The organism is Saccharopolyspora thermophila, from assembly GCF_014646075.1.
Classification (GTDB): Bacteria; Actinomycetota; Actinomycetes; order Mycobacteriales; family Pseudonocardiaceae; genus Saccharopolyspora; species Saccharopolyspora thermophila.
Map to the genome: position 1 here is coordinate 1 of NZ_BMMT01000008.1, position 21,027 is coordinate 21,027.

The 21,027-nt window shown below is 71.2% G+C and carries 24 protein-coding genes and 1 pseudogene; 17 read left to right on the top strand and 8 right to left on the bottom strand.

The features are described 5' to 3' along the window. The 4 genes and pseudogenes from IEY17_RS25370 to IEY17_RS12680 all read right to left on the bottom strand — a co-directional run. Positions 1–181, bottom strand: a pseudogene (locus IEY17_RS25370) (DUF6879 family protein); the annotation flags it as partial. Further along, positions 174–440: a hypothetical protein gene (locus tag IEY17_RS12670; protein ID WP_188987573.1), complete on the bottom strand. Its 267-nt coding sequence runs from the start codon at positions 438–440 to the stop codon at positions 174–176. The gene IEY17_RS12670 and the pseudogene IEY17_RS25370, both read right to left, overlap by 8 nt. Positions 441–791: 351 nt before the next feature. Further along, on the bottom strand, positions 792–1,685 hold the full coding sequence (locus IEY17_RS12675) for a hypothetical protein (protein WP_188987574.1): 894 nt from the start codon (positions 1,683–1,685) through the stop codon (positions 792–794). A gap of 735 nt (positions 1,686–2,420) precedes the next feature. After that, positions 2,421–3,119, bottom strand: coding sequence for a TetR/AcrR family transcriptional regulator (locus tag IEY17_RS12680; protein ID WP_229680090.1), 699 nt, complete (start codon positions 3,117–3,119; stop codon positions 2,421–2,423). Positions 3,120–3,294: 175 nt separating this feature from the next. On the opposite strand from IEY17_RS12680, the gene IEY17_RS12685 reads away from it, so the two are divergent. Continuing rightward, on the top strand, positions 3,295–6,018 hold the full coding sequence (locus IEY17_RS12685; protein ID WP_188987576.1) for an efflux RND transporter permease subunit: 2,724 nt from the start codon (positions 3,295–3,297) through the stop codon (positions 6,016–6,018). 35 nt (positions 6,019–6,053) lie between these two features. Beyond that, on the top strand, positions 6,054–7,997 hold the full coding sequence (locus IEY17_RS12690; protein ID WP_188987577.1) for a YhgE/Pip family protein: 1,944 nt from the start codon (positions 6,054–6,056) through the stop codon (positions 7,995–7,997). A gap of 118 nt (positions 7,998–8,115) precedes the next feature. Here IEY17_RS12690 and IEY17_RS12695 read toward each other — a convergent pair whose 3' ends face one another. Continuing rightward, positions 8,116–8,361, bottom strand: a complete 246-nt coding sequence (locus IEY17_RS12695; protein WP_188987578.1) for a hypothetical protein — start codon at positions 8,359–8,361, stop codon at positions 8,116–8,118. Positions 8,362–8,702: 341 nt separating this feature from the next. On the opposite strand from IEY17_RS12695, the gene IEY17_RS12700 reads away from it, so the two are divergent. From IEY17_RS12700 to IEY17_RS12750, 12 genes are all read left to right on the top strand, one after another. Continuing rightward, positions 8,703–9,245: a hypothetical protein gene (locus IEY17_RS12700; RefSeq protein WP_188987579.1), complete on the top strand. Its 543-nt coding sequence runs from the start codon at positions 8,703–8,705 to the stop codon at positions 9,243–9,245. Then, on the top strand, positions 9,238–10,269 hold the full coding sequence (locus IEY17_RS12705; RefSeq protein ID WP_188987580.1) for an SRPBCC family protein: 1,032 nt from the start codon (positions 9,238–9,240) through the stop codon (positions 10,267–10,269). The genes IEY17_RS12700 and IEY17_RS12705 overlap by 8 nt, the downstream gene beginning before the upstream one ends. After that, entirely contained in the window at positions 10,266–10,676 is a 411-nt protein-coding gene (gvpJ, locus tag IEY17_RS12710) for a gas vesicle protein GvpJ (protein ID WP_188987581.1), read from the top strand. Before IEY17_RS12705 ends, gvpJ begins: the two co-directional genes overlap by 4 nt. Further along, the gene (locus tag IEY17_RS12715; protein WP_188987582.1) at positions 10,673–11,464 is read left to right on the top strand and encodes a GvpL/GvpF family gas vesicle protein; all 792 of its coding nucleotides are present in this window, start codon (positions 10,673–10,675) and stop codon (positions 11,462–11,464) included. The genes gvpJ and IEY17_RS12715 overlap by 4 nt, the downstream gene beginning before the upstream one ends. A gap of 1 nt (position 11,465) precedes the next feature. Next, positions 11,466–11,714 carry a c-type cytochrome biogenesis protein CcmI gene (gene ccmI, locus IEY17_RS12720; RefSeq protein WP_188987583.1) on the top strand — a complete coding sequence of 83 codons (249 nt, stop codon included), beginning with the start codon at positions 11,466–11,468 and terminating at the stop codon, positions 11,712–11,714. Between the two features lie 3 nt (positions 11,715–11,717). Continuing rightward, a complete protein-coding gene (locus IEY17_RS12725; protein WP_188987584.1) occupies positions 11,718–12,128 on the top strand; it encodes a gas vesicle protein GvpO in 411 nt (136 codons plus the stop codon). Next, entirely contained in the window at positions 12,125–12,535 is a 411-nt protein-coding gene (locus tag IEY17_RS12730; protein ID WP_188987585.1) for a gas vesicle protein, read from the top strand. The genes IEY17_RS12725 and IEY17_RS12730 overlap by 4 nt, the downstream gene beginning before the upstream one ends. Beyond that, positions 12,528–13,322: a GvpL/GvpF family gas vesicle protein gene (locus IEY17_RS12735; RefSeq protein WP_188987586.1), complete on the top strand. Its 795-nt coding sequence runs from the start codon at positions 12,528–12,530 to the stop codon at positions 13,320–13,322. Before IEY17_RS12730 ends, IEY17_RS12735 begins: the two co-directional genes overlap by 8 nt. After that, a complete protein-coding gene (locus tag IEY17_RS12740; protein WP_188987587.1) occupies positions 13,319–13,546 on the top strand; it encodes a gas vesicle protein in 228 nt (75 codons plus the stop codon). The genes IEY17_RS12735 and IEY17_RS12740 overlap by 4 nt, the downstream gene beginning before the upstream one ends. Continuing rightward, positions 13,539–13,853, top strand: coding sequence for a gas vesicle protein K (locus IEY17_RS12745; protein WP_188987588.1), 315 nt, complete (start codon positions 13,539–13,541; stop codon positions 13,851–13,853). Before IEY17_RS12740 ends, IEY17_RS12745 begins: the two co-directional genes overlap by 8 nt. Before the next feature lie 48 nt (positions 13,854–13,901). Further along, a complete protein-coding gene (locus IEY17_RS25375) occupies positions 13,902–14,045 on the top strand; it encodes a hypothetical protein (RefSeq protein ID WP_229680091.1) in 144 nt (47 codons plus the stop codon). Positions 14,046–14,199: 154 nt separating this feature from the next. Then, entirely contained in the window at positions 14,200–14,472 is a 273-nt protein-coding gene (locus IEY17_RS12750) for a GlsB/YeaQ/YmgE family stress response membrane protein (protein WP_188987589.1), read from the top strand. Positions 14,473–14,690: 218 nt separating this feature from the next. On the opposite strand, the gene IEY17_RS12755 is transcribed toward IEY17_RS12750, so the two are convergent. From IEY17_RS12755 to IEY17_RS12765, 3 genes are all read right to left on the bottom strand, one after another. Further along, complete coding sequence (locus IEY17_RS12755) at positions 14,691–15,335, bottom strand: nuclear transport factor 2 family protein (RefSeq protein WP_229680092.1); 645 nt, start codon at positions 15,333–15,335, stop codon at positions 14,691–14,693. 285 nt (positions 15,336–15,620) lie between these two features. Continuing rightward, positions 15,621–16,433, bottom strand: coding sequence for a dienelactone hydrolase family protein (locus IEY17_RS12760; RefSeq protein ID WP_229680093.1), 813 nt, complete (start codon positions 16,431–16,433; stop codon positions 15,621–15,623). 290 nt (positions 16,434–16,723) lie between these two features. Then, positions 16,724–17,065 carry a hypothetical protein gene (locus tag IEY17_RS12765; protein WP_229680094.1) on the bottom strand — a complete coding sequence of 114 codons (342 nt, stop codon included), beginning with the start codon at positions 17,063–17,065 and terminating at the stop codon, positions 16,724–16,726. Positions 17,066–17,690: 625 nt separating this feature from the next. Here IEY17_RS12765 and IEY17_RS25810 point away from each other — a divergent pair. The 3 genes from IEY17_RS25810 (at position 17,691) to IEY17_RS12780 (ending at position 21,021) form a co-directional block, all read left to right on the top strand. Next, complete coding sequence (locus tag IEY17_RS25810; protein WP_188987591.1) at positions 17,691–19,025, top strand: hypothetical protein; 1,335 nt, start codon at positions 17,691–17,693, stop codon at positions 19,023–19,025. Between the two features lie 183 nt (positions 19,026–19,208). After that, positions 19,209–19,595 carry a hypothetical protein gene (locus IEY17_RS12775; protein ID WP_188987592.1) on the top strand — a complete coding sequence of 129 codons (387 nt, stop codon included), beginning with the start codon at positions 19,209–19,211 and terminating at the stop codon, positions 19,593–19,595. 85 nt (positions 19,596–19,680) lie between these two features. Next, positions 19,681–21,021, top strand: coding sequence for a hypothetical protein (locus IEY17_RS12780; protein WP_188987593.1), 1,341 nt, complete (start codon positions 19,681–19,683; stop codon positions 21,019–21,021). Positions 21,022–21,027 lie beyond the last annotated feature (6 nt).

The window sequence follows — 21,027 nt, forward strand, 5'->3', positions numbered from 1 at the left end:
CCGGCCAGTCGTGCCGGGCGAACGCTTCCCAGCTGGGATTCCCCGGCTCGCGGAAGTGCTGTCGACGTTCCAGCTTCCATGAGTCGTGACCGGCTGAACCCGCGAACCTGGCCTCGTAGTCAGCCTGGTAGTCGCCGAGTCCGAGCGGCACCCCCGAACCGTTCGACCACGTCTCAAGCATCCGGGATGTCTTCCTTGGCAGCGACGATCATGACGTGCGGAATGACGACGAGTCGTTCGTCCGGAGCGATCGTCACACCGTCAGGCAGCCGCGGAGCGTAGGATTCGGTGAGATCGCGCCCGATCACCGCGATGTCACCGTTGTCGAGTTCCCAGATGTCGGGGCAGCCCGTGCGTCCGCCCGTCTTGTCGAGCTCGGCTGCCGACTTGCCCAACCGTCGTGAGAACGAGGCGGAAGGGTCTGCTTCCCAACGTCTCATGGTCGGCGCTCCACCTTCTGCTTGGAAAGATCGAGATTTGGATGATATCGAGGTATTCTCTCGTGGGGGAGCCGCTATCCGGCGGAAGCGGGCTGCCGATCAACGTATCCGACCAGCCTTGATCGCGTGCCACCGACGCGCAACTGATCATGGGTTTCGCTCGTACGAGACCGGCACATCAGCCGGTACGGGCATATTTCGTGGTGTCCGTCACGCGTGGGGAGAGGGGGGCGGCGAGCGATGCGGAAGGCGTTGTCCGGCCGGGTTCCGAAGGTGGGGGCGGGGGAGGCGCTGCTCGATGCGGGACCGCGCGGCCCGGCCGCGGAGTGGGCCGAGCGGCGCGGGTTCGGGTCAGTCGACCCGGAATCCGTTGAGGTCCTTGAGGTTCTTGCCCTCCTCGTTCTTGGTCCTGGCCGCGATCTCGAGGTCGATGGGCAGTTCCTTGCCCGGCTCCAGGTAGCCCGTGCCCTGGACGATGACGAGTCGGCCCTGGTTCGTCGTCAGCGTTTCCGCCTTGCCCAGCCAGGACTTGTGCAGCTGGAGGCCGTCTGCCAGGAAGAACCGGAACTGCCAGGTCCTGATGGCGTTCTGGCCCGCTTTCAGGGTGACCCGGTGCGAATAGACCTGGCGCTTGTGCTCGCCCCAGCCCTCCTCGAAGTCCCCCTGGAACGTGTGCTTCGGCGTTTCGAGCTTCTCCTGCGGCTCCGGCGGCGGGGGCGGCGGGCCTGGCTGCGCCTTGGAGTGGAGGGCCCACCGGTAGAAGGCCCACAGTTCGTACCGTGGTTCGATCGACGAGGTGTCGCCGTATGACGTGTCCTTCAGGCTCGGGATGATGACGTCGTTGTCGTAGTTCGCCATGCTGACCACGACATCGCCCTTGGCCTCGGCATCGAACTTGCTCTGCGTCCAGTTGTTCGGGTTCCTCCCCCGGTCGGATTGCCAGTGCAGCGTCGCCAGCGTGTTGTTGGTGTCCTGCACGTTCACCTTCACCGTGCCGAAGGCGCTTTCGGTGCTGTCCGTGGTGCCGGTGATGGTCATGGTCACGATGCCGCCGGGTTTGAGGGTCCTGCCGTCCCAGGTGCCATCGCCGCTGAAGCTGATGTCATGGCCCTGGGACACGGCGGTCTTCTCGATGGTGATGTCGACCTCGCACCTGTTCTCACAGGTGCTGATCACACCGGTGTCGATTTTCGCTTCCTCCCGTTCCGGGCCCTCGGCTTCCACGTCAACTTCACGAGTCGACACAGAGTATCGCTCCTCCTGCGTGCTGAGCGGACGATGGCGAGCCGGTGTTGTCGCCAAAGACGGTTCGGGTGCGCCGCGGATACCCTTGTTCTCCTTTCTCGGCGGGGTCTGAAGCACCACTCAACCGACAGCGAAACAGTTTCGCAGTCCGCTAATCGAACTTTCCGCGCCGTTCCCGTGGCGCGGTTCGTGGGTGAAACACCGTGGTCACAATGCTTTGGGCGGACCAGGTGCACGCTGCCGAGTCTATGCGGGTGCGTCACGAACCGCGCCCCTTCTTTCGGGTGAAAGGGGAGATCGGCCATTCGCGTTTAATAAAGATTGTTCATGAGCAGTGTGTTTCCGGTGCTCTGGAATCGTCCTGCGGTGAGTTGGGTGGGGTTCGCGGCGGGGGGATCACCGCCGTGGTGCGTGCGCTCGAGCGGGTGGATCTGCGATCCCGACCGCGCCGTGGGCCACGGCCACCCGGTGGCGTGCCGATGCTGCCCCGAAGTGCGCGATGCCGTGCCCGTGTGCTTCTGGTGGCGGCGCGGAAAGTCGGCGATGCTGTCGTTCGGGCGGCTCGACGCGAGCGAGCCCGCGTTCTCCTCCTGCCGGGTGGCTCCCCCTCCGGTCGGCGGGAGGAAGTCCCGCGGAGGCCGGTGGGCGCCAGGTTCCGAAATGCCGGTCTCCGCGGGCCCCCGGGGCTCACCCACGCGAGTTGGGAGAGTGCGGCCGGTCCTGTGTGGACTCCTGTCAGGGGCCGGTGGGCGGGTCGCGGAGTTCGGTGAGGCTGTGCAGCAGGGGCGGCAGGATGCGCATGATGCTGTCCCGGGCGGCGCGGTCGGTGTCCTCCGCGCCGGAGAGAATCGCCTCCTGGATCGCGGCTTCCGCCTGGTTGACCACCATCTGTGTCAGGTCGACCGTGTCGACCACGAAGCGCAGCCCGACCGATTCGAGCGCGGTGTCGAGCAGGTCGGCGAGCTGCTGGTGGAAGGCGCGGGCGCTCTCCAGGAAGCGCGGGGCCACCTGGGGGTTGCGCATCGCCAGCAGGAGGAATTCGCTGTGCAGCAGGCACCACTGCTGGTCCATCGGCTGGGAGGCGATGATGTCGGCGAGCACCTCCTCGAGGACATCCGGGCCGGGTTTGCCCTCGACGCGCGCGAGCGGCGCGATCGCCTCGCCGAACCGCTCGCGCAGTGTCTCCAGCCGGGTGCGGTTCTCCCGCTCGATGAGCGCCAGGAACAGCTCCTCCTTGCTGTCGAAGTTGGAGTAGAAGGCCCCGCGGGTGAACCCGGCGTCGTCGGTGATCGCCTCGATCGATGCGCCGTTGATGCCGTGCTGGCAGAACTGACGGTAGGCGGCGTCCAGCAGCCGTTCCCGGGTCCTGGCCCGGCGCGCCGTCTCCCGCCCGCCGCCGCTGGGTGCCTCGGCAGCCGCTCTGCTCTTGCTCACGCTCTGTCCTCTCTGGGCCCGGCGGGTCCGGCGTCGCACCGTACCCGGTGGGCACCCGGCCATCATATTCCCGATACGCTCTTGTATCGGATACGGTGTCGTATCGGATACAGTCCTGTATCGGGTCGTGTCGTCCGTGGCAGAGACATCGACCTGCTGGCGACGGGAGTCTGGCGTGTCCTCGTTCCTCCACTCACTCGGCCGCAGAGCCTTCGCGGCCCGCAAGACCGTCCTCGCCCTCTGGCTGCTGGTGCTGGCCGTCGGCGGTGGCGCCGCCGGTCTGCTGAACAAGGGCATGGACAACACGGTCACCATCCCCGGCACCGAGGCGCAGGAGGCGCTCGACCGGCTGTCGGTGACCTTCCCCCAGACCAGCGGCGCGTCCGCGCAGCTCGTCGTGGTCGTCCCGGGTGGCGTGCGCGATCCCGGCGTGCGGCGCGAGGTCGAGCGCGCCGTCGGCGAACTCGACGGCATCGAGCAGGTCGCGCAGACCGTTTCTCCCTACGCGACCGACATCGGTGGCCAGATCAGCGACGACGGCCGGGCCGGTCTGATCACGATCCAGCTCGACGGCGTCGCCACCGCGATCGACCAGGCCACCAAGGACCGCATCGCCGCGATCGCGCACGGACTGCAGCAGCGGTTGCCCGCGGGCTCGCAGGTCAGCCACGGCGGCCCGCTGTTCGCGCAGAACTTCCCCGGCCTGAGCATCGTGGAAGCGCTGGGGCTGGTGATCGCGGTGGTGGTCCTGGTGATCACCCTCGGCTCGTTCCTGGCGGCCGGGATGCCGCTGGTCAACGCCCTCATCGGGGTGGGCATCTCGATGGCACTGATCTTCGTCGCGACCGCGCTCGGCCCGATCACCGCGACGACGCCGCTGCTGGCCCTCATGCTCGGCCTGGCCGTCGGGATCGACTACGCGCTGTTCATCGTTTCGCGCCACCAGCAGGAGCTCGCCGCGGGCTCGCCGCCGCGTGAGGCCGCGGCGCGGGCGGTGGCCACCGCGGGCTCGGCGGTCATCTTCGCCGGGCTGACCGTGATCATCGCGCTGGTCGGGCTCGGCGTCGCCGGAATCCCGTTTCTGACCACGATGGGCGTGGCCGCCGCGGTGGCGGTCGGCATCGCCGTGCTGGTCTCGATCACTCTGGTGCCCGCCCTGCTGGGCTTCGCCGGGAACCGGCTGCAACCGCGGCAGCGCGCCAGGCGGTCGCGCCGCGAACCGGTCGGCACCCGGTTCTTCACCGGCTGGGTGCGCGCGGTGACCCGCTTCCCCGCCGTCACCGTGCTCGCCGTGGTCGCCGTGCTCGGCCTCGCCACCGTCCCGGCGGCCGGGTTGCGGCTCGCGCTGCCCGACGCCGGGGCGCTGCCTGAGGACGACCCGGCGCGCGTCACCTACGACCTGGTCAGCGAGCATTTCTCGCCCGGTTTCAACGGCCCGCTGATCGTCACCGCCACCATCGTCACCAGCACCGACCCGCTGGGCCTGATGGACGACCTCAAGCGCGAGATCGAGCGGCTGCCCGGGGTGGCCGAGGTACCGCTGGCCACGCCGAACCCCACCGCCGACACCGGGATCGTGCAGGTGATCCCCGAAGGCGCACCCGACTCCGCGGAAACCAAACAGCTCGTGGCCGAGATCCGCGCGCTGCACGGGCACTTCCACGACACCTACGGCATCGACATCTCCGTCACCGGCTTCACCGCCGTCGGCATCGACGTCTCCGACAAGCTGGGCGCGGCGCTGCTGCCGTTCGGCGTGGTCGTCGTCGGCCTGTCGCTGTTGTTGCTGACCATGGTGTTCCGGTCCGTCGCGGTGCCGGTCAAGGCAACCCTGGGCTACCTGCTGAGCATCGGCGCCTCGCTGGGCCTGGTGACCCTGGTGTTCCAGGACGGCTGGCTGGCCGACGCGCTCAACGTGGAACGCACCGGGCCGGTGATCAGCTTCATGCCGATCGTGCTGATGGGGGTCCTGTTCGGACTCGCCATGGACTACGAGGTGTTCCTGGTCTCCCGGATGCGCGAGGAGTACGTGCACACCCGCGACGCGCGGGCCGCGGTCACCACCGGGTTCGTCTCCTCGGCACGGGTTGTCACCGCCGCCGCGGTGATCATGTTCGCGGTGTTCGTCGCGTTTGTCCCGGAAGGCGACGCGAACCTCAAACCGATCGCGTTCGGCCTGGCGGTCGGCGTGTTCGTCGACGCGTTCGTGGTGCGCATGACCCTGGTGCCGGCGGTGCTGGTGCTGCTGGGCGAGAGGGCGTGGTGGATGCCGCGCAAACTCGACCGCGCGCTGCCGTCGTTCGACATCGAGGGCGAGAGCCTGCGCGAGGAGCTGGCGCTGGCGGACTGGCCGCGGCCGGGCTCCGACGAGGCGGTCGCCTGCGAGGGACTGTGGTTGGCCGACCCGGACACCGGTCGCCCGGTCTACCGCGACGTCGGGTTCCTGCTGCCACGGCAGGGCGTGCACGTCGTGCGCGGCGCGGACGAGACCGCGGTCAGCGCGCTGCTGCTGACGTTGTCCGGCCGGTTGCAGCCGGACCGCGGCAAGCTGAAGGTCCTCGGCCACGCCCTGCCCGCCCGGGCCGCGGCCGTGCGCTCCCGGGTGGCCTACGTCGACGCGGGCGACGGCGGTGTCGAGCCCGTGCGGCGGGCGCTCGGCGAGCGCCCCGCCGTGCTCGTCCTCGACCGCACCGACCGGGTTTCCGACCCCGGCGCGCGCCGTGAGATCCGCGACCTGCTCGCCGGTGCCGGGTGCACCGCGATCGCGGGCACCACCGGCCTGGCGGACCTGCGCGACATCCTCCCCGCAGCAGAAGCCGCCACCACCACCGACCTGCGCGACGACGCAGTCGCGCCAGCCCGCGTCCTGTCCGGCGCGGTCGGTCAGAGGCTGTCGTGAACGCCGAAACGACCCGGAAAGCAGAGGCGATCCCCGTGAAGACATCGGTGCACGGCCGGTCCCGGCTCCCCGTGCTGCGCCTGCTCGGCCTGCTACTCGTGCCGCTGGCCATCGCGGGCCTGCTGATCTGGTCGTTGGGCGACCCCGAGGACCGGATGAAGGACGTCCGCGCCGCCGTCGTGAACAAGGACAAGCCCGTCGAGGTCAACGGGCAGCTCGTTCCGCTGGGCCGACAGCTGTCGGCGAAACTGGTCGGCGGCGAGATCGAGAGCAACTACACCTGGGAGTTCGCGACCGAGCAGACCGCGGCCGAAGGTCTCGCGGACGGCACCTACGCGGCCGTGGTCACGATCCCGGAGACCTTCTCGGCCGCGGCCACCTCGTTCTCCCGCGACCCGGCGCAGGCCACGCGGGCGACGATCGACGTCACCACCGGCGACCGCAGCCACCTCGCGGACGAGGCGATCAGCCGGGTGGTGACCGCCACGGCGGCGAACCTGCTCGGCCAGCAGCTCACCACCACCTACCTGGACAACGTCTACGTCGGGTTCAACACGCTGGGCGACCGCCTCGGGGAGGCGTCGCAGGGCGCCACGTCCCTGGCTGACGGCGCCCGGCAGCTCGCGGGCGGCACCGACCAGCTCTCCGCCGGTGCCGACCAGCTGGCGGCCGGGGCGCGGACGCTCTCGGACGGGCTCGGCGCGCTCGACGGTGGCGCCGCGCAGCTGGCGCAGGGCACGCGTCGGTTGTCCGACGGCCTGTCCCGGATGCGCGAGCAGACCGCCCAGCTGCCCCAGCAGACCTCGATGTTGGCCGATGTCTCCGCACAGGAGGCGCAGGGCGTGCGGCAGCTCAACGGCGGCCTGAAGCAGCTGGCGGCCGAGCTCGCCGAGATGTCCGGGCAGTGCCCGCCCGGTGTGGTGCCGATGTGCACCAAGCTCGCCATCCAGGCCGCCACCGCGCAGGCGCTCAGCGACGGGGCCGGTCAGCTGCAGCAGGCCAGCACCGGCGTCTCCACCGGCCTTGACGCGCTGGCCGGACGCACCCAGGAATCCAGCGGCGGGCTACCCGCGCTCGCCGCGGGCATCGACCAGCTCGCCACCGGCGCCGCCCAGCTCGACGACGGTGCGACGCGGCTGGCGGACGGCCTGTCGCAGACCAGGGGCGGAGCCACCCGGCTGGCCGAGGGAGCCGACCAGCTCGCCGCCGGGGTGCGCGGCGTCGCCGACGGCGCCCGGCAGCTCGACGACGGCACGGGCCGGCTGTCCTCGGGCCTGGACCAGGCGGTGCGGCAGCTGCCCAGCTACCCGGACGGCGACCGGCAGAAGCTCGCTCAGGCGGTTGCCGACCCGGTCACCACCGCCGGGGGCACGGCGCTCGGGTTCGGCTTCTCGGGCCCGTCGCTGTTCGCGGTGCTGGCGCTGTGGGTCGGTGCGGTGGTTGCGTTCCTGGTGCTGCGCGCCCGCCCGAAGCGGGCGCTGGAGTCGACCCGCTCGTCGTTCCGGTTGGCGTGGCAGCAGCTGCGCCTGCCCGCCGGGATCGCAATCGCGCAGGGCGTCCTGGTGGCCGCGGTCGTCGGGATCGCGCAGGATCTGTCGCCTGGGCGGTGGCTCGGCGCGACGGGCCTGCTGGTGCTCGCGGCGGTGGCGTTCACCGCGGTCAACCAGGCGCTGGCGGCGGCCTTCGGCGGCACCGGCCGGTTCGCGGCCATGCTGGTGGGACTGGTGGTGCTGGCCAACGGCTTCATCGCGGCGGTGCCCGCGGTGTTGGGCCGGGTGCAGTCGGTGCTGCCGGTCGGACCTGCCCAGGACGCGCTGCACGCGGTCATCGCCGGGACCGCCCCGGGCAGTGGTGCGATCGCCGCGCTGCTGCTGTGGGCGGCGATCGGCGTCGTGGTCACCTCCCTGGCGATCGAGCGGAGCCGCACGGTCCGCGTGACCCGGCTCCGCGCGCTGCGCCGCAGCCCCGGAGTGGCGTGACGGCGGAACCGGCCGGTCGCACCACCCCCGACCGGCCGGTCCACCAAGGGAAACAGCACTGGCCACAGTGGAGTCCGCAGATTCGTCCACTGTGGTGGTCCCGGAGTGGCCGCTGTCGCTAGGTCCGGGGGCGGCGGCGCGGGTCCCGCCGGGGCACGTCGACCCGTTCGGACTCCACCTGCAGCCGTGCCGCCGGTGCCCGGTCATCGGCGGCTCGTTCCAGCGCGGTGCGCAGTAGCGGCGTGAGCGTCGCGAGGGCGCGCAGGCAGGTCCTGGTCAGACCCCGGGGCAACCCGGTGAGGCGGATCTCCGCGCGGATCACCAGCGGGGCGTCTGCGGGGCGGGGATCTCGTCCGGTGCTCATCCTCGTGCCTGTCGAGTGGGCTGTGCCGATGGGGCCACGGTAGTCCTCCGGCGGGGCCGCGGTCAGTGGTTTTCTTCCCCCATCGGCACAGGCTTCTCCGTGACTTTCGGCCGTGCGTCCCCGGGCGTCCAGGCGCGCATACTGGGTCGTGGGGGGAGAGCGGGAGTGTCCGTTCGTGCGCCGCGGAGCGCGGTGGCCCCATCAGGAGGTGAGCCCCTTCGCCGACCCCGACCGGCAGTGAGGCCGCGTCGGAACAGCGGGTGCCCGGGGCGGAAGAGGTCACGAGGTGTCGGCCGCCGCGGGCGGGGGTACGCCCGAATTACTCCGCACGGGAGGTCGATATGGCAAGAGGACCTCAGATCGCCATGGCCGTGGCGATCGGCTACGCCCTCGGGCGCACCCGCAAGATGAAGCTGGCGATCGCGCTCGGCGGCATGCTGGCCGGGCGGCGCTTCAGGACCGGTCCCGGGGGACTTCTGGCGCAGGGCAGCAAGCTCGTCGAAGCCTCCCCGGAACTCAGCAAGCTGACCGGGGACGTGCGCAAGCACCTCGTGGAGGCAGCCCGCACCGCCGTCATGTCCGCGGCCACCACCAAGATCGACGAACTGGGCGAGGGGCTGAACAGACGGGCCGCCAGCCTGCGTATCCCGCACTCCCGCAGTGAGGAACCCGCCGAGGAGCGCGGCGAAGAACGGGGTACACGATCGGACGAAGGCCGCGGCGAGGAACGCGCCCGCGGTGGCGCGGCGCGGGCCAGGTCCACGGCCGGGAAGGCGACGTCGCGCGCCTCCGGCGGCCGGACCGAGCAAGCGCGGGAGCAGCGGCCCAGGCCGCGGCACCCCGCCAGGGCACCCGAATCGAGCGGGGGTGGCGGAGATGGCTGAGCAGGGCGAGCGTTCCCCCGGCGTCGGGACGCTGCTGAACGAGCTCCCGATGGACGAGCTCAAGAAGGGCGTGTTCAACGTGGCGACCGCGCTCGCCGATCGGGCGGCCGGTTCGCTCACCAATCGGTTGGAGGGCGTCGCGGAGCGATTGACCGAATCTGCCGGAAACGGCGGGAAGGGCCTCCTGTCGGCGGTGACCGGCGGGGGCGGGATCGGAGGAGCCGTGCTCAAGTCAGCGGTCGGCGGCGGGCTCAACAAGGTCAAGGACAAGGCGGCCGGGTTGCTCGGTGGCGGGAAGGCCGGCGGCGGCAAGAAGCGCGCCAACGTGGTCAACATCGTCGAGCACATCGACGTCGGGCTGCCGCTCCGCGTCGTCTACGACCAGTGGACGCAGTTCGAGGAGTTCCCCAGCTGGACCAGGAAGGTCAACAGCGTGGAGCAGGAGAGCGATGAGAAGCTCCTCTGGAAGGCGCAGATCTTCCTGTCCCACCGGGACTGGGAGGCCACCATCGTCGAGCAGGTTCCCGACGAGCGGATCGTGTGGACCTCCAAGGCCGCCAAGGGAACCGTGGACGGCAGCGTCACCTTCCACGAGCTGGCGCCGAACATGACGCGCGTTCTGCTGGTCATCGAGTACCGCCCGAAGGGCTTCTTCGAAAAGACCGGGAACCTCTGGCGGGCCCAGGGCCGCCGCGTCCGCTCGGACCTGCGGCACATCAAGCGACACATGATGACCCGCACGATCCTCGAGCAGGACAAGATCGAGGGCTGGCGCGGCGAGATCCGCGACGCCGAGGTCGTCCGCAGCCACGAGGACGCCCTGCGCGACGAGGAGGAGTACGCCACCGAGGAACAGGGTGAGGAGTACGGCTCCGAGGAGCGAGACGAGGACGAGCGCGGCTACGAGGACGAGTACGAGGACTACGGCGGAGGCGAGGACTACGAGCCGGACGAGGAGGAGTCCGGCGAGCGCGACACCCGTCGGCGCGAACGGGTGCGGTCCGGCGCAGGAGGTGACAGATGACTGTCGCGAGCACCCAGGGCGGCGGCTCGCAGGTACAGCGGGCGTCGGCCAGCACCCTCGCTGACGTGGTGGGGCAGATCCTGGACAAGGGCCTGGTGATCGACGCGTTCGTCCGGGTCTCCCTGGTCGGCATCGAGGTGGTCACCGTCGACGCCCGCGTCGTGGTGGCCGGTGTGGACACCTACCTGCGGTTCGCCGAGGCGACCAACCGGCTGGACCTGGAGGCCAAGGGCGGCAAGGACCTGCCCGAGCTGATGGAGGGCATGCAGCAGGGCGGCGTCGAGAGCAAGACCAAGGGCGTGATCGACGCGGCCAAGGACAAGTACGACGAGTTCCGGGACAGCGACCGGGAGCGCCAACCCGCCCGCCGGCGCGAACCGGGCGGCCGGGGACGTGACGACCGATGACCACGCATGCGGAACGCGGCGAAGAGGTGCTGGCGGAAGCGCCCGTGGGTGACCGCGGGGTCTACGTGTACGGCGTCATCCGGGAGCCCGGGGAACTGCCGGGCGACCTCGGAGCGGTCGGCGACGAGGACGCGGCGGTCCGCCTGGTGTCGCACGAGGGGCTGGCCGCGTTGGTCAGCGACATCCACCTGACCCGGCCGCTGGGCACACCGGACGACCTGTTCGCCCACGAGCGGGTCCTCGACACCGTCGCGGAGCACACCACCGTGCTGCCGATGCGTTTCGGCGGGGTGGTGGCCGGCGAGGACGCGGTAACCGGCGAACTGCTGGCGCCCAACCGGGAGTTCTTCGAGTCCACGCTCGACGAGCTCGAGGGCACGGTGCAGTTCGTGCTGCGGGGCCGCTACGTCGATTCGGCGCACCTGCGCGAGATCGTCACCGAGGAACCCGAGGTGGGGGCGCTGCGCGAGCGGCTGCGGAACCTGCCGGAGGACGCCGGGTACGACGAACGTTTGCGGCTGGGCGAAGTGGTGAGCGCAGCCGTGGCGGCGAAGCGGCAGGCCGACGCGGCGCACCTGGCCGACGCCGTGTCGTCGGCCGTCGTCGCCACCGCCCCGCACGAGGTGGTCGGTGAGGAGGAGGCACTCGACGTGGCCTGCCTGGTCGAACGCGAGCGGCAGGACCAGTTCGAGCACGTCGTGGACGAACTCGCCGAGCACTGGCGCGGACGCATCCAGCTGCGCCAGGTGGGGCCGCTGGCGCCCTACGACTTCGTGCCGGAGGGCTGACATGGGGCTCATCACCGGACTGCTCACCCTCCCGATGGCGCCGGTGCGTGGCGCGGTCTGGGTGGCCAGGCAGCTGAAGCAGCAGGCCGAGCAGGAGTACTACAACCCGGCCGTGATCCGGCAGCAGCTGGCGGAGGTCGACGACGCGCACGCCGCCGGGGAACTCACCGACGAGCAGCGCGACGAGCTCCAGCGGCAGCTGCTCGGACGCATCTACGAGGCGCAACAGCGGCCGACCGAGGAGATGTGACCAGTGGCCACAGCGCGGGACGACGACCGCCGCGGTGCGCCGGCGGAACGTCCGAGGCGCCCCCGGGCGCGGGAGCCCGACGGGGACGAGGCCCATGCGCGTCCGCGGCGACCCGCCGAGGATGACGACCGGCCCCGCAGCGCACCACCCGCGCTGAAGGCGCCGCAGGCCGCCCGCATGGCGGTGCGGCACGTGGCGGAGATGACCGGCAAGGACGCCGAGGGGGTCACCTCCCTGCAGCGGTCCGACGAGGGGTGGCTGGTGCACGTCGAGGTCGTCGAAACGCATCGCGTCCCCGACACCATGGACATCCTGGCCGTGTACGAGGTGCAGCTGGACGAGGACGGGGACCTGCTGTCGTACCGGAGGATCGACCGCTACGCGCGAGGACGAGGCCGGAGCGACGAGGGATGACCGATCAAGGGCACGCATACGGCGGACGGGCGCGGGCACCTGCCTGGTACGGGCAGCAGCAGGCGGCACCCGCCAGACAGGAGTCCGCGAACCTCGCGGACATCCTGGAACGGGTGCTGGACAAGGGCATCGTCATCGCCGGCGACATCCAGATCAACCTGCTCGACATCGAGCTGCTCACCATCAAGTTGCGCCTCGTGGTGGCCTCCGTGGACCGGGCGCGCGAGATGGGCATCGACTGGTGGGAGCACGACCCGTCGCTGTCGTCGGGTCGCCGCGGGCGCCTCGCCGAGGAGAACCGGCGCCTGCGCGCCCGCGTGCGGGAACTGGAGGCCAGCGGATCGCCGGAGGCCGTCGGGCCGGGCGAGGACGCGGACGAGGACATCGAGGAGCGGGACCGTGAGTGAGTCGGTGACCTACGTCTACGGGGTCGTGCGCAACCCGGCCCACGATCCGCAGCTGGACGTCGAGGGCATCGCCGGGGCTCCGGTCCGGCTCGTGCGCTGCGGAGACCTCGCGGCGCTCGCCGGTTCTGTCGACGCTGCGGAGTTCGGCGAACAGGGTCTCCGGGAGAACCTGGAGGACCTGGCGTGGCTGGAGCGCACCGCACGGGCGCACAACCGCGTCGTCGCCGCGGCAGCGGCCATCGTGCCCGTGGCGCCGCTGGGGCTGGCGGCGGTCTACTTCGACGACGACGGGGTGCGCGCCGCGCTGACCGAACGGGCCGAGGCATTCACCGAGGTGCTCGACCGGATCTCCGGTCGCGCGGAGTGGGGCGTGAAGATCTTCGCGGACCTGGACGATCCCGCGCTGCGGTCCGGTGGGGGACACGATTCCGCAGCGGCCGAGGGACCGGGCTCCGCCTACCTGCGCCAGCTGCGGGAACGCCGGGAGAGCCGGGTCAACGCCGAACACGCCGCCCTGGAACTGGCCGGGGACCTGCACGCCGAACTGGCCGAGCTCGCCGACGCCACCCGCACCCACCCGCCGCAGAACCGCCAGCTCGCCGGGTACGAGGGCCGAATGGTGCTCAACGCCGCCTACCTCGTCGCCGATCAGGTGGCCGAGGAGTTCACCGCCGCGGTGCGGGACGCGGCCGAGCGCGGCACGGGCCTGCGCATCGAGCTGACCGGGCCGTGGCCGCCCTACTCGTTCGCGGTCGTCCGGGAACCGGAGCGGGAGGGAACGCCGTGACCGCCGAGGTGACCCAGCGAGCGCTCGACCCGGTCGGCGAGGTGCGCGAGATCGCCCTGGTGGACCTGCTGGACCGGCTGCTGGCCGGTGGCGTCGTGGTGACCGGCGACGTGACGATCTCGCTGGCCGGCGTGGACCTGGTGCAGGTGTCGCTGCGCGCGATCATCACCTCGATCCAGGAGTCGGACCCCGATGTCCGGGACTGGGAGGTCACCGATGGCTGAGCCGGGCGAACCGCGCCGCGCGGGCAGGCTGCCGCGCCGCGTCGACGCCGATGCCGAGTCGGTGCGCCGCGACCTGGTGCGCCTGGTGCTGACCATCGTGGAACTCGTGCGCCAGCTCATGGAGCGCCAGGCGCTGCGCCGCGTGGAGAGCGGCACGCTCGCCGAGGAGCAGGTCGAGGACCTTGGCCTGGCCCTCATGGAGCTGGAGCAGGCGATGGCCGAGCTGCGGGACCACTTCGGCTTCACCGAAGCGGAGCTGAACCTGGACCTCGGCCCCCTCGGCCCTCTTCTGCCTCGGGACGGGTAGGAGAGACCCGGCGTCGTACTGCGAGGTCAGCGGGCACGGAACCGCCTGGTGGTCGTCCGCCTGGTGCGCCGCCAGCGCAAGGTCCATTCCCACGGCCCCAGCCTGACCGAGTACCCCCGCGTGCCCAGCGGCGTGCGGTGGCGGCAGACCGGACACCTGGACTGCCTGCGAAGTCGGGAAACCCTCATGTGACCGTCTCCTTTCGTGCGCGTCCCTCGGGTACCCGGGCGCGGGCCCGCCTGCGCATCGGCGGGTGGTGTCGCGGTGACGTCGCGGTGATGCATGGTCCGGTGCCGGACCGGGTAGTCGATCCGGTATCCACGCAGTCGGCGTAAGGAGACCCGCGATGGGCATTCTCAGCTGGATCTTGTTCGGACTCATCGCCGGCGTGATCGCCAAGTTCATCCTCCCGGGCAAGGACCCGGGCGGGATCATCCTGACCATCCTGATCGGCATCGCCGGTGGCCTGCTCGGCGGCTGGGTGAGCACCGCGCTGGCCGGTGGCGAGGGAGTCACCGGGTTCAACCTGATGAGCTTCGTGTGGGCGGTGGTCGGGTCCCTGATCCTGTTGGCCATCTACCGCGTGATCTTCCACCGCAAGCGCGGGCTCCGCGTCTGAGTCCGCCAGCGGATCGGTGCCGCCTGCCGGCTCGGTCGGCGGCGCCTTTGTGTCTACAAAGGACAAAGCTGGTCACGAGGCCGGGTTCATCGGCTTTCGATGGGCAGACGGGTCCGCAAGCTGTCCCGGGTGGTAGTGGGGTTGCCTCGACAACGCGTGGTGTCCCACTTTTCGCGGTGACGGGGCCGGGGCGGAGCACCACGAGCTGCCCGAGGCGGTCAGCGAAGGTCGGTGATGGCCTGGCCGGTTGCCGGGTCGCAGGGGTAGGAGACGTGCTGGTGGACCATCGTCCACCTGCCGTTCCTGCGCTGGAAGATCCGCGTTCCCCGGGACCAGCTCTCGATGGTCCGGCCGTCCGGCTGCTGGGCTCGCATCCGGTTGAGGCCCCACGTGGCGGCGAGGTCGTCACGGACCAGGATGTGCAGGTCCGGCACCTGCCAGTCGACCGGTCCAACCGACGCTTCCAGGCCGGCCCGGCAGACCTCGCGGACCTCGCTCCCGCCGACGTGCTCCAGGCGTTCTTCGTGCTCGTAGGAGACCACGTCGTCGGCGATGTACTCCATCAGCCCGTCCAGGTCCTTGGCCGCCGTCCGGTCGAACCACTGCTGGTGAATCCGGCGCACTTCCTCGGCCGCCGCTTCCGGTGCAGCGTCCTCGTACGGGAAGGAGTGGTGCTCGTGGGCGATGACCCAGCGACCCTGTTCCTTGCGCAGTCCGAGGGTGAGCCGGAGTCGCTGCTCGGGGTTGCGGGCCAAATCCTCCGGTGTTCCGCAACGCAGCAGGGCGTGGGCGAAGGCGACGTCGGCGCCGGCGGTGATGTCCAGCGACACGATCTCGAACGATCCGCCTCTCGCGCCTGCCACTCAAAGAACGGCGGCCACGTCTCGCGGTAGGCGTCGACGCCGTGGACGCCGTCGTGGGGTGGTGGCACGTCGAACATCACGATGTCGTCGGCGTGATCCGCGAGGACGCCGTTCAGGTCGCGGGCGCGCACCGCCGCGGCCCACCTCCTCGATCAGGGCTCGGATCTGCTCTTGGTCAGCCGACACCGCTCGCCTCCTGTTCCGCTGGAGCCTGACGTGCACCTGGGTGGACCGCACACCCCGGCAGAACTCATCGCTACCTGGACAGATTCCTGCGGCGGGGGCTCAGGATGCGTCCGCGCTCCTCGCGGGTCGCGGCCCGAGCCGTTCCGCGAAGAGCGCCATGACCCGGTCCAGGGCATCCCGGGTGGGGTGGCCTGGTTCGTCGACGAGGTCGACCGTCAGCACCGAGTGCGCGTTCTCCGGGATGCCGTGGGGATTGCCGGGTGACGAGTCGATCTCGATGCTCTCGAACGCCGTGCCCAGTGTCCGGCGCAGCGTCTCGAACCGCTCCGGGGGCGACTGCCGGTCGCGGGTGAACCGCAGCCCGAGCACGCACAAGCCGTCATCCTGCGCGCGCTGCTGGATCCGGCGCTGGTCGTCCGGGGCGAGCCCGAGGGCGGCACGTCTGCGGCGTCCGATCGGCGCGGGCAGCGCCGGTTGGCTCACCACGGCCGCGACGACGGCCGGTTCGAGCGCGGTGGCCAGGGCGAAACCGCCGCTGAAGCACATGCCGACCACACCGACCCCGCCGCACTCGGCGAACGCTCGAGCGGCCAGTGCCCGGAGCCAGGTCACCACCCCGCTGGTGCGATCGGTCAGCATCGCGAACTCCCGCGCGACGCACGCCCGAGCCACCGAACGGCGGATCGCGGCGCTGCTGTGTGGTTCACCCGGGCGACCCACCAGCGACGGCAGGTACACGGTGTAACCGGCGTCGACCAGACGCCGTGCGAACGCTACGACGCCTGGGTGCACCCCGGGCATCTCGTGAATGACGATCACCGCGGGCCCCGCGCCGGCCCGGTAGACGTCGTGCACGAGACCGGCGTAGCTGAACGACGACCGCGCGAAACCCGCCAGCACCTGCTGCTCCATGATCGGACCTCCTCCGGTCATCATGAACCAGCGTCGATCCACCCATTCGGAGGTGACCGCTGGCGTCGATCCCGACGCGGCGGATCCCGCGGGTGCGGGACCTGGGTGCTCGCCCCCGGCGGTGATGGCAGGAAATGCAACGATTTCATCTACAGTGGACACATTGAGAGGGTGCGCGGCCGGCCTCGGGAAGGTGCCGCAGACGATGTGGATGGTGCACCGGTGAGCCGGACACAGCGTCGGGCGGCGGGTCCGCACCGGTGCCGGACCCGCCGCCCGCTCAGCGCGAGTTACCAGACGTTGCCGCCGCCGTGCCCGCCGATGCCGCCGCCGCCCCAGCCATCGCCGCCGATGCCCGGACCGCCGTGGCCGCCGTCGCCGCCGTGACCGGCGAGCGACCCGAAGCCGTTGGCGTCGCCGCCACCGCCGCCGTCGCCGCCGGAGCCGCCGCCCTGGCCGCCGCCGGTGCCGCCGCCGTCACCGCCGTCGCCGCCGTTGATCACGATGGGCCCCCAGCCCCAGTCCCAGCCATGTCCGAACGGGAACGCCGACATGACCGTGCGCGTGGGCAGGAACTCCACGCGCTGGTCGTCGAGCTCCGCCGAGCTCACACCTCGAGTGCCTTCGAACACTTGGTCCTCCCTCGTCGATTGGGCTCGGAATCCATGCGGAGATCGATGCCCGAACAAGGTCGCAACCCCCAGATCCCCTATTTCCAACACCCCAGATTCGTTGGCATCAGCACGGAGGGTAGGAGAAGCGTCAGTGCAGCGCAGCCCGAAAGTGTTCGAAAGCAATTTCGCCGCTTCGGGTGACAGCGAGTGCAATTCATCCCCCAGTTGATTTTGCGGGGTGCGCGCACGGGTTTTGACCAGGCAGGACTGTCGGTGAGCAGCTTGGCTCGCGAATCCGTTCGGCACTGCGCCGCCTGTTCGCGACAGTCACCGCGGTGGGATGGCAGCGTGCCGATGTTTGTGGGTGAGAAATCGAGTTGTTGTGATAATGCGAAGTTCCGTAATTCTCGGGAGCCTGCCGCGTCGCCGTCGGCGACCCCGGCCGGATCCAAGCCCGGAGGCTGGACCGGTCGAGACGTGGCGTCCCGGCGCGCCGGGCGCGGCCCCCGTTAGCGGTACCGGGTGACGGTCGGCCCCGATTCGCCCGACACCACCGCCAAGATCCCCGCTTTCTGGATCATCTGGCCTAAGCTCGGCGGCTGTTTGGCCCAGTCCCATCACCCTGGGTGAGGAGAAAACATCGATGCGTAACCGTCCACATCGGGCCGTTGCCGCGGGAGTCCTGGGCGCGGCCCTCTCCGGCGGCGACCAGGCCGCCGCCACCCCGCGGTGGGAACGGCACCGCTGGCCGCTGCCCGGCGCCGCAGTCCTCGCCATCACGTTCAGCCTCCTCCCGGTTCACAGCGCCCACGCCGCGCCGCCCACCTGCACCCGCAGCTTCAACGGTTCCGGCGACGACATCATGTGCAGCCGTGGCGTCCCGGCCGGGATGACGCTCGACGGTACCCCCGGCGACGACCGGATCGTGCTGAACGGTGCGCTTGCGGGCACCCTCAACGCCGGAGCCGGTGACGACACGATCATCATCACCGGCCGCGCGGGCGGCCACGGCGGTAAGGGCGGAAACGGCCACCTCAGCCCGCGCAGCGGAGACCGCAGCAGCGACGGGAAGAAGGGCGGCGCCGACGGCGCGAGCACCGCAGGCACCGCCGGAACGCCGGGCGCGCCCGGTCCGACCGCGCGGGCGGGTGGCAGCGCCGGCACGGGCGGAGCCGGTGGCACCGGCGGTCCCGGCGTGGCACGCACCGGCGTGCTCAACGCCGGGCCCGGCGACGACACCATCAAGATCACCGGTGGCGCGGGCGGCAACGGCGGTGACGGCGGTGACGGGGGCCCGGGCAGTACCAACCCCGCCGACGCGCGCGGCGGCAACGGCGGCAACGCCGGAGACGGCGGGACCGGGAACCTCGGCCAGATCAACCCCGGTGAGGGCAACAACACGGTCATCCTCGTCGGCGGCGACAGCGGTGACGGCGGCAACGGCGGGCGCGGCGGCGACGGCACCGCGTTCAGCCGCAGCGGCGACGGCGGCAAGGGCGGCAACGGCGGCGGCGGTGCGGAGCGCCGCAACGGTCGCGGCGGCGTCGGCAACGGCCCCACCGGCACGATCACCAGCATTGGCACCGACGAGATCACCATTCGCGGTGGTCGGGGCGGCAGGGGCGGTCGCGGCGGCGACGGTGGGGGCAACAGCCCCGCCACCGCCGTCCGCGCCGGTGCCCGCGAATCGGAGGGCACCGGCGGCACCGGGGGGACCGGCGGTGACGGCGGAGTCGCCAACACCGGCCGAATCCTGTCCCGCGACGGCGGCACGTCCACCGTCCACATCATCGAGGGCACCGGCGGTGACGGTGGCGACGGCGGTACCGGTGGCGACGGCAGCGGTGGCGGGGGAACCCCCGGCCTCCTCGGGCTCGGCGGCATGAACGGCAGGGCGAACCACGGCGGCACCGGCGGCGCGGGCGGCGCCGGTGGCCACATCGGTACGGGTGCCGAGAGCGCTCGCCGCGACCAATAGTCCACAGTCGACTCCGTGCGGGCGCCGATCTTGCCCGGCGGGGTGATTTGAAGTGCATCCCGGGCCCGGTCCTCCTAGGTTCGGCCTCGTGCGCCAGCAACGTGCAGCTCGAGCCGGTCCACAGGAGTGGCCGAGTCCGGATTTCTGCCCGGCTGTTTCCCAACGATTGCTAAGGAGTAGCAGATGTCAGAAATCCGGCGGTCGCTGAGCTCCGCCGAACTGGCGGACCAGCGCGTGGCGTTCCTGCCGGCGCGCACGGTCATGTCGACGTTCTGGTTGCCCTGGAACGGCGAGGAACTCGTCGTCCTGCCCATGGACTACCCGTACGTCTACTCGCACACCGACGTGTACGGCAACGCCGATGTCACGGCCACCGGCGATGTCACCGGCGGCGCGGGCGGCACCGGTGGCGGCACCGGCGGTGGCCAGGGCGGCGGTAACGGTGGCGACGGTGGCGACGGTGGCAGCGGCGGCGACGGTGGTGACGGCGGTGACGGCGGCGACGGCATCGGCGGCAACGGCATCGGCGGTGCCGGCATCGGCGGTGCCGGCGGCGGAAACGCGAGCTGACGCCGCTTAGTGCAGCCCACCGGTCGGGGGGGGCGGCGGTTGTCGACGCCGCGCCCGCCGACCCCCGAGCGTTCCAGGAGTGATCGTGGCCGCTGCCCGCGACCAGGCCGGAACACCCCCGGCGGACGAGGAGATCGTGCACCGCACGGTGCCCGCACTCGCGCCGGGCACCGAGCTGATCGGCCGGTACCAGGGTTCGGGGTACCGAGAAGCGCCATACCTGGCCCGGCGCGCTGACGGCCAGATCCTGCAGCTCACCCCGCTGCTGTACCGGATCGCGGCCGGACTCGACGGGCGCAGCAGCTACGAGCGGTTCGCCGAGCGCCTCAGCGGCGAGTACGGGCGCGACATCACCGCCGGGCAGGTGTTCTTCCTGGTCGAGGAGCGGTTGCGCCGCGCGGGAATCCTGGCCGACGACCCCGCCTCCGGCCAGGTCGCCGTCGCGTTTCCGAAGGGCCGGGACCGGTTGCTGGCGTTGCGGTTCCGGGTCGCGCTGGTCCCCGAGCGGGTCGTCTCGGTCATCGCCCGCGTCTTCCAACCCCTGTTCTGGCCGCCGGTCGTGGTCGTCTCGCTGGCCGCGTTCGTCCTGACCCAGCTCTGGCTGGCCGCGCACGACGTCGTCGACCAGGCCATCGCCGGCGCGCAGGCGCTGCTGCAGCGCCCGGAGCAGATCCTGCTGGTGCTGGGCGTGCTGGTCGTGGCCGGGGCGTTCCACGAGTGCGGCCACGTCGCCGCCTGCCGCTACGGAGGTGCGCGCCCCGGGGCGATGGGGGTGGGCATCTACCTGGTGTGGCCCGCCATGTACAGCACGGTCACCGACTCCTACCGGCTGGACCGGATCGGCCGCCTGCGCACCGACCTCGGCGGCATCTACTTCAACGTGCTGGCGCTGCTGGCGTTGATCGCCGCGTACGCGGCCAGCGGGCAGCCGTGGTTGCTGGCCGCGGCCCTGGCGTGGCAGGCCACGACGATCTGGCAGTTCCTGCCGTCGATCCGGCTTGACGGCTACTACGTGCTCAGCGACCTGGTGGGGGTGCCGGACCTGTTCGACCGGATGGGACCGGTGCTGCGCAGTCTCCTGCCGGGGCGGCCCCCGCACCCGCGCGTCCGCGAGCTCAAGCCGTGGGTTCGGCGGGTGATCACGATCTGGGTGCTGCTGGTCATCCCTTTCCAGGCGTACTGGCTGGTCTTCTTCCTCATCATCGCCCCGCAGGTGCTGCCCGTCGTGTGGGACGCGCTCATCCTGCACTGGCACAGCGCCGGTGGCGCAGCCCGCGCCGGTGACGCCGCCGCCACCGCGGTTCACGTCCTGCGGATGTTCCTGCTGGTGCTGCCGTGGGCGGGCATCACGCTCATCTTCGCCACCCTGGGGCGGCGCCTGGTGCGGGCGGTCCGCTCCTGGCGCGCCCGGCGCGCGTCGTCCTGACCCGCC

What these genes read in the sequence shown, in the direction of transcription:
- IEY17_RS12670 (WP_188987573.1), bottom strand. Translation starts at nt 440, where the DNA reads ATGAGACGTTGGGAAGCAGACCCTTCCGCCTCGTTCTCACGACGGTTG.
- IEY17_RS12695 (WP_188987578.1), bottom strand. Translation starts at nt 8,361, where the DNA reads ATGAGCACCGGACGAGATCCCCGCCCCGCAGACGCCCCGCTGGTGATC.
- IEY17_RS12700 (WP_188987579.1), top strand. Translation starts at nt 8,703, where the DNA reads ATGGCAAGAGGACCTCAGATCGCCATGGCCGTGGCGATCGGCTACGCC.
- IEY17_RS12705 (WP_188987580.1), top strand. Translation starts at nt 9,238, where the DNA reads ATGGCTGAGCAGGGCGAGCGTTCCCCCGGCGTCGGGACGCTGCTGAAC.
- gvpJ (WP_188987581.1), top strand. Translation starts at nt 10,266, where the DNA reads ATGACTGTCGCGAGCACCCAGGGCGGCGGCTCGCAGGTACAGCGGGCG.
- IEY17_RS12715 (WP_188987582.1), top strand. Translation starts at nt 10,673, where the DNA reads ATGACCACGCATGCGGAACGCGGCGAAGAGGTGCTGGCGGAAGCGCCC.
- ccmI (WP_188987583.1), top strand. Translation starts at nt 11,466, where the DNA reads ATGGGGCTCATCACCGGACTGCTCACCCTCCCGATGGCGCCGGTGCGT.
- IEY17_RS12730 (WP_188987585.1), top strand. Translation starts at nt 12,125, where the DNA reads ATGACCGATCAAGGGCACGCATACGGCGGACGGGCGCGGGCACCTGCC.
- IEY17_RS12745 (WP_188987588.1), top strand. Translation starts at nt 13,539, where the DNA reads ATGGCTGAGCCGGGCGAACCGCGCCGCGCGGGCAGGCTGCCGCGCCGC.
- IEY17_RS12750 (WP_188987589.1), top strand. Translation starts at nt 14,200, where the DNA reads ATGGGCATTCTCAGCTGGATCTTGTTCGGACTCATCGCCGGCGTGATC.
- IEY17_RS12760 (WP_229680093.1), bottom strand. Translation starts at nt 16,433, where the DNA reads ATGGAGCAGCAGGTGCTGGCGGGTTTCGCGCGGTCGTCGTTCAGCTAC.
- IEY17_RS25810 (WP_188987591.1), top strand. Translation starts at nt 17,691, where the DNA reads ATGCGTAACCGTCCACATCGGGCCGTTGCCGCGGGAGTCCTGGGCGCG.
- IEY17_RS12775 (WP_188987592.1), top strand. Translation starts at nt 19,209, where the DNA reads ATGTCAGAAATCCGGCGGTCGCTGAGCTCCGCCGAACTGGCGGACCAG.